Origin of the sequence: Lysobacter zhanggongensis (assembly GCF_046638635.1) — a bacterium.
GTDB lineage: Bacteria > Pseudomonadota > Gammaproteobacteria > Xanthomonadales > Xanthomonadaceae > Novilysobacter > Novilysobacter luteus.
This window is the reverse complement of the sequence record NZ_JBJXHK010000113.1, coordinates 1-5,444: the sequence shown is the minus strand read 5'-3', so window position 1 is coordinate 5,444 and position 5,444 is coordinate 1. Positions and strand designations below refer to the sequence as shown.

Here is a 5,444-nt window from a genome sequence, read left to right as displayed (position 1 = left end):
CGATGGTGCTGGCGTTCGCCGGCTTCGTCGCACCGGCCGACGCGCAGACCGCCCCAGCGGCCGCGCAGGCCCAGGCGCAGATGCAGCCCGCTGCCGCCCCGGCCGCCAGCACGCCGTTGCCGTCGGTCAACGTCGGCAACATCGGCGGCGAGCCGGTCAGCATGCCGCTGCAGGTGCTGCTGCTGATGACGGCGATCACGCTGTTGCCGGCGGCGCTGCTGGGGCTGACCGCGTTCACCCGCATCATCATCGTGCTGGGCCTGCTGCGGCAGGCACTCGGCACCGGCCAGACCCCCAGCAACCAGGTGTTGCTGGCACTGGCGCTGTTCCTGACGGCGATGGTGATGATGCCGGTGTTCGACCAGGCCTGGGTGACCGCGATCTCGCCCTACCTCAACGACCAGATGGAGTTCCGCCAGGCCTGGACCGCCGCGCTGGAGCCCTTCCGCGGCTTCATGCTCGGCCAGATCCGCGAGAACGACCTGATGACCTTCGCCGGCCTGTCGGGCACCGGGCCGTACGCCTCGCCGCAGGACGTGCCGTTCGGCGTGCTGGCCGCTTCGTTCCTTACCAGCGAGCTCAAGACCGCGTTCGAGATCGCGTTCCTGATCTATATCCCGTTCGTGATCATCGACCTGGTGGTCGCCAGCGTGCTGATGTCGATGGGCATGATGATGCTGTCGCCGATGATGATCTCGGCGCCGTTCAAGATCCTGCTGTTCGTGCTGGTCGACGGCTGGGTGCTGGTGGTCGGCTCGCTCGCCGCCAGCTTCAACCTCTGAGCGCGCGACGATGACGCCCGAAGTCGCCCTCACCGAAATCGGCCGCGGCCTGCAGATGGCGCTGCTGCTCGGCGCGCCGCCGCTGCTGGCGGTGCTGGTCATCGGCGTGATGGTCGGCGTGATCCAGGCCGCCACCCAGATCAACGAGCAGACGATCGCCTTCGTGGCCAAGGCCATCGCGCTGGTGGCGGTGCTGGCACTGACCGGCCACTTCCTGCTCGGCCGGCTGGTGTCGTTCACCATCGACCTGTTCCAGCGCATCCCGCACCTGATCGGCTGATCCGCGCTCGATGGACCCGGTCACCGCCACCACCGTCGACGGGCTCAACCTGTTCGGCATGCTCGCCGCGGTGCTATGGCACCTGCTACGCATCGGCGCCGCGCTGCAGGTGCTGCCGATGGTGGGTGGACGCGGCATGCCGGTGCAGGCGCGCCTGATCCTGGCACTGGCGCTGTCCGCGGCGATGTCGACGGTACTGCCCGAACCGCCCCCGGCCGCGGTCAACGCCGCCACCGTGCTCAACGTGGTCCGCGAGTTCGCGGTCGGCATCGCGCTGGGGCTGGTGCTGCGGCTGGCTTTCGAGGCCGGGCAATTCGCCGGCGAGCTGATCAGCCAGGGCATGGGCCTGTCGTTCGCGACCATGGCCGACCCGCTCAGCGGCGCATCGTCGAACGTGCTGTCGCAGTGGTTCTTCCTGGTGTTCGGGCTGCTGTTCTTCACCCTCGACGGCCACCTGGCGCTGGTCAACCTGCTGGTCGACAGCTACCGGGCACTTCCGATCGGCACGCCACTGGCCGACCTGGGCGATTTCCTCGCCGCGCTGCCGGCGTTCTTCGGCACCTGCCTGCGCGTCGGCCTGCTGCTGGCGCTGCCGGTGATGATGGCACTGCTGGCGTCCAACCTGGCGTTCGGCGTGCTGTCGCGCGCGGCCGCCTCGCTCAATCCGATCCAGATCGGCCTGCCGGTCGCGTTGCTGGTCGGTCTGGTCCTGCTGAGCCTGCTGGCACGGGAACTGCAGGGGCCGGTGCAGCGGCTGTTCGAGGATGCCTTCCTCGCCGCCCGCGCACTGACCCCGTAGCAACCGCAGAGCAAGGCCGGCGAGCAGATGGCGAGCGAAGACAAGGACGACCGCACCGAACAACCTACCGAGAAACGCCTGCGCGAAGCCCGCGAAAAGGGCGACGTCCCGCGCTCGCGCGAACTCGGCAACGTGGCGGTGCTCGGCACCGCGACCATCGCCCTGATGATGACCGCCTCCTCGCTCGGTGCGTCCGGCCAGGGCTGGCTGCGCGATGCATTGATCCTCGACCCGGCCCTGCTTGGCCACCCCGACCGGCTGCTCGCCCACAGCGCGCGGCTGGCCGGCAGCCTGGTACTGCCGGTGGTGCCGATGCTGGCCGCCGCCCTGCTCGCCTGCCTGATCAGCCCGGCGCTGCTGGGCGGCCTGCGGTTCTCGGGCAAGGCACTGCAGCCCGACATCAAGCGGCTCAATCCGATGACCGGCCTCGGCCGCATCTACGGCAAGGAGAGCCTGGCCGAACTGCTGCGTTCGCTCGCGCGCGTCGGGCTGGTACTCGGCGTCGGCGGCGCCATGGTCTACCGCGCCTTCCACAAGCTGCTGGCGATCCCCGGCATGTCGCTGGAGGAGGCCATCGCCACCGGCCTGGACACCGCGCTGTGGGCGCTGCTGGCGATGGTCGGCTCGCTCGCGTTGCTGGCCGCGATCGACGTGCCGTGGCAGCACTACCGGCACCGCAGCAAGCTGAAGATGACCAAGCAGGAGATCCGCGACGAGTTCAAGGAGATGGAGGGCAACCCGGAGGTCAAGGCCAAGGTCCGCCAGATCGCGCAGCAGATGTCGCAGCGCCGGATGATGGAGGCGGTGCCGACCGCCGACGTGGTCGTGACCAACCCGACCCACTACGCGGTCGCGCTCAAGTACGACGCCGGCAACATGCGCGCCCCGCGGGTGGTGGCCAAGGGCGTCGACGAGATGGCGCTGGCGATCCGCGACGTGGCCGGCAAGCACCGGGTCGCGGTACTGGAGGCGCCGCCGCTGGCACGCGCCTTGTATCGGCAGGCGCAGGTCGACCAGGAAATCCCGGTGAAACTCTACGCTGCCGTCGCACAGGTGCTGTCCTACGTGTACCAGCTCAGGCACTGGCACCCGTCCCACGGGCCGATGCCGGTGCTGGCCCAGGTCGACGTCGGCGCCGACGGTGCGCCGGACACGGCGGCCGGGCCTGCCAACGGTGACGGGGAGCCGACGCGATGAGCACCGGGAGCCGGCTTTCCGGCATCGCCGCCGCGATCCGCAATGGCGCCGCCGCGCCGATCATCGTGCTGGCGATGCTGGCGATGGTGGTGGTGCCGCTGTCGCCGCTGATGCTGGACGCGCTGTTCACCATCAACATCGCGCTGTCGCTGGTGGTGATGATGGCAGTGGTCTACGTCAAGCGGCCGCTCGAGTTCTCCGTGTTCCCCAGCGTGCTGCTGATGGTCACGCTGCTGCGGCTGGGCCTGAACGTCGCCTCCACCCGCGTGGTGCTGCTGCACGGCCACGAAGGCCCGGCCGCGGCCGGCCACGTGATCGAGTCGTTCGCGCAGTTCGTGATCGGGGGCAGCTACGCGGTCGGCCTGATCGTCTTCGCGATCCTGACCATCGTGAACTTCGTGGTGGTGACCAAGGGTTCCGGGCGCATCTCGGAAGTCTCGGCCCGCTTCATCCTCGACGCGTTGCCCGGCAAGCAGATGGCGATCGACGCCGACCTCAATGCCGGCCTGCTGTCGCGCGAGGACGCCCGCGCGCGCCGCGAGGAAGTGCGCGAGGAGGCCGACTTCTACGGCTCGATGGACGGTGCCAGCAAGTTCGTCCGTGGCGACGCCATCGCCGGCCTGCTGATCCTGGTGATCAACCTGGTCGGCGGCATCCTGATCGGCCTGCTGCAGCACGACATGGCCTTCGGCGACTCGGCCCAGACCTACACGCTGCTCGCGATCGGCGACGGCCTGGTGGCGCAGCTGCCGGCGCTCCTGATCTCCACCGCCGCGGCAATGCTGGTCACTCGCGCGACCCGCGAGCAGGACATGGGCCCGGCGGTACGCAAGCAGGTGTTCGGGCAGAAGCGCGCACTGATCGTCGCCGCGTTGTTGATGGGGCTCGTCGGCATCGTGCCGGGCATGCCCAACCTGCCGTTCCTGGTGCTGGCCGCGGTGCTCGGCTATGCGGCGTGGCGGCTGCACAAGCGCGGCGCGACAGATGCGCGGGTCGAGGACGAGGCCGCCGAGCTGGCGTCCGCGCCGACCACCGCCGAACTGAGCTGGGACGAGGTGCGCCCGGTCGAGCCACTCGGGCTGGAGGTCGGCTACAAGCTGATCGCGCTGGTCGACAAGAGCCAGGGCGGCGAACTGCTGGCGCGCCTGAAAGGCGTGCGCCGCAAGCTGACCCAGGACCTGGGCTTCCTGATCCCGGCCGTGCACGTGCGCGACAACCTGGAGCTGGCGCCCGGCCAGTACCGCATCCTCGTCCACGGCGTGCCGGTGGCGACCGGCGAGCTGCATGCCGACCGTGAGCTCGCCCTCGATCCAGGCCGGGTGTTCGGCCCACTGGAAGGCATCCCCGGCAAGGACCCGGCGTTCGGGCTGGACGCGGTCTGGATCCAGAAGAGCCAGCACGCGCACGCCGAGTCGCTGGGCTACACCGTGGTCGATGCCGCCACCGTGGTGGCCACCCACCTGTCCCACGTGGTGCGCGAGCGCGCCGCCGAACTGCTCGGCCACGAGGAGGCGCAGCAGTTGCTCAACAGTGTCGGCAAGGCGGCACCCAAGCTCGTCGAGGAATTGACGCCCAAGCTGCTGCCGCTGTCGGTGGTGGTGCGCGTGCTGCAGTCGCTCTTGGTGGAGAAGGTGCCGCTGCGGCAGATGCGGCAGATCGTCGAGGCGATGCTGGAGCACGGCGCCCACACCCAGGACCCGGCCACGCTGACCGCCGCGGTCCGCACCGCGCTGGGCCGCTTCATCGTGCAGGAGCTCAACGGGCTCAACCCGGAACTGCCCGTCTACACCCTGGCGCCAGCGCTGGAACGGGTATTGCAGGACTCGGTCAACGGCCAGGGGGCCGCGTTGGAACCCGGACTCGCCGAGCGGCTGCACCAGAACCTCAGCGAGTGCGTGACCCAGCAGGAAGGCCGCGGCGAACCCGCGGTGCTGCTGGTCCCGGCGGGCATCCGCGCAACCATCGCGCGGCTGGTCCGCCACAGCGTCCCCGCGCTGTCGGTGCTGGCCTACACGGAAGTGCCGGAAGACAAACGGTTGCGCCTGGTCGGCGCGATCGGCTGAACACAACGAGGCACCGCCACGGCGGTGCAGGACGCAACGAGAACGGCACACGCCGGAGTGGTCAGGGGTAGTTGATGAGAATCAAGCGATTCATTGCCAGCGACATGCGCACCGCGCTGCGGATGGTCCGCGACGAACAAGGCCCGGATGCGGTGATCCTCTCCAACCGTCCGTGTCCGGAAGGGGTGGAGGTGGTCTCGGCCACCGACTACGACGAGGCGCTTGTGCACCAGGCCCTTCGTGCGGCGACGCCGCGGATCTCGCCGACCACCGCCAATGCCGCGCCGGCAGCCGCCGCCGAACCCGCCGCGGTGCCTTCCGCC

Annotated in this window: 5 protein-coding genes and 1 pseudogene; all 6 read left to right on the top strand. The window is 69.7% G+C overall.

Annotation, left to right across the window (positions count from 1 at the left end; all coding sequences use genetic code 11):
• Positions 1-2 precede the first annotated feature (2 nt).
• A complete protein-coding gene (fliP, locus tag ACKVMH_RS12470) occupies positions 3-782 on the top strand; it encodes a flagellar type III secretion system pore protein FliP (RefSeq protein WP_412700538.1) in 780 nt (259 codons plus the stop codon).
• Positions 783-792: 10 nt separating this feature from the next.
• Complete coding sequence (locus ACKVMH_RS12465; protein ID WP_215219639.1) at positions 793-1,062, top strand: flagellar biosynthetic protein FliQ; 270 nt, start codon at positions 793-795, stop codon at positions 1,060-1,062.
• Positions 1,063-1,072: 10 nt separating this feature from the next.
• On the top strand, positions 1,073-1,861 hold the full coding sequence (fliR, locus tag ACKVMH_RS12460) for a flagellar biosynthetic protein FliR (protein WP_215219638.1): 789 nt from the start codon (positions 1,073-1,075) through the stop codon (positions 1,859-1,861).
• Between the two features lie 27 nt (positions 1,862-1,888).
• Complete coding sequence (gene flhB, locus ACKVMH_RS12455) at positions 1,889-3,058, top strand: flagellar biosynthesis protein FlhB (RefSeq protein ID WP_412700537.1); 1,170 nt, start codon at positions 1,889-1,891, stop codon at positions 3,056-3,058.
• Entirely contained in the window at positions 3,055-5,121 is a 2,067-nt protein-coding gene (flhA, locus tag ACKVMH_RS12450) for a flagellar biosynthesis protein FlhA (protein ID WP_215219636.1), read from the top strand. Before flhB ends, flhA begins: the two co-directional genes overlap by 4 nt.
• A 74-nt stretch (positions 5,122-5,195) precedes the next feature.
• Positions 5,196-5,444, top strand: a pseudogene (locus ACKVMH_RS12445) (flagellar biosynthesis protein FlhF); the annotation flags it as partial.

What these genes read in the sequence shown, in the direction of transcription:
- fliP (WP_412700538.1), top strand. Translation starts at nt 3, where the DNA reads ATGGTGCTGGCGTTCGCCGGCTTCGTCGCACCGGCCGACGCGCAGACC.
- ACKVMH_RS12465 (WP_215219639.1), top strand. Translation starts at nt 793, where the DNA reads ATGACGCCCGAAGTCGCCCTCACCGAAATCGGCCGCGGCCTGCAGATG.
- fliR (WP_215219638.1), top strand. Translation starts at nt 1,073, where the DNA reads ATGGACCCGGTCACCGCCACCACCGTCGACGGGCTCAACCTGTTCGGC.
- flhB (WP_412700537.1), top strand. Translation starts at nt 1,889, where the DNA reads ATGGCGAGCGAAGACAAGGACGACCGCACCGAACAACCTACCGAGAAA.
- flhA (WP_215219636.1), top strand. Translation starts at nt 3,055, where the DNA reads ATGAGCACCGGGAGCCGGCTTTCCGGCATCGCCGCCGCGATCCGCAAT.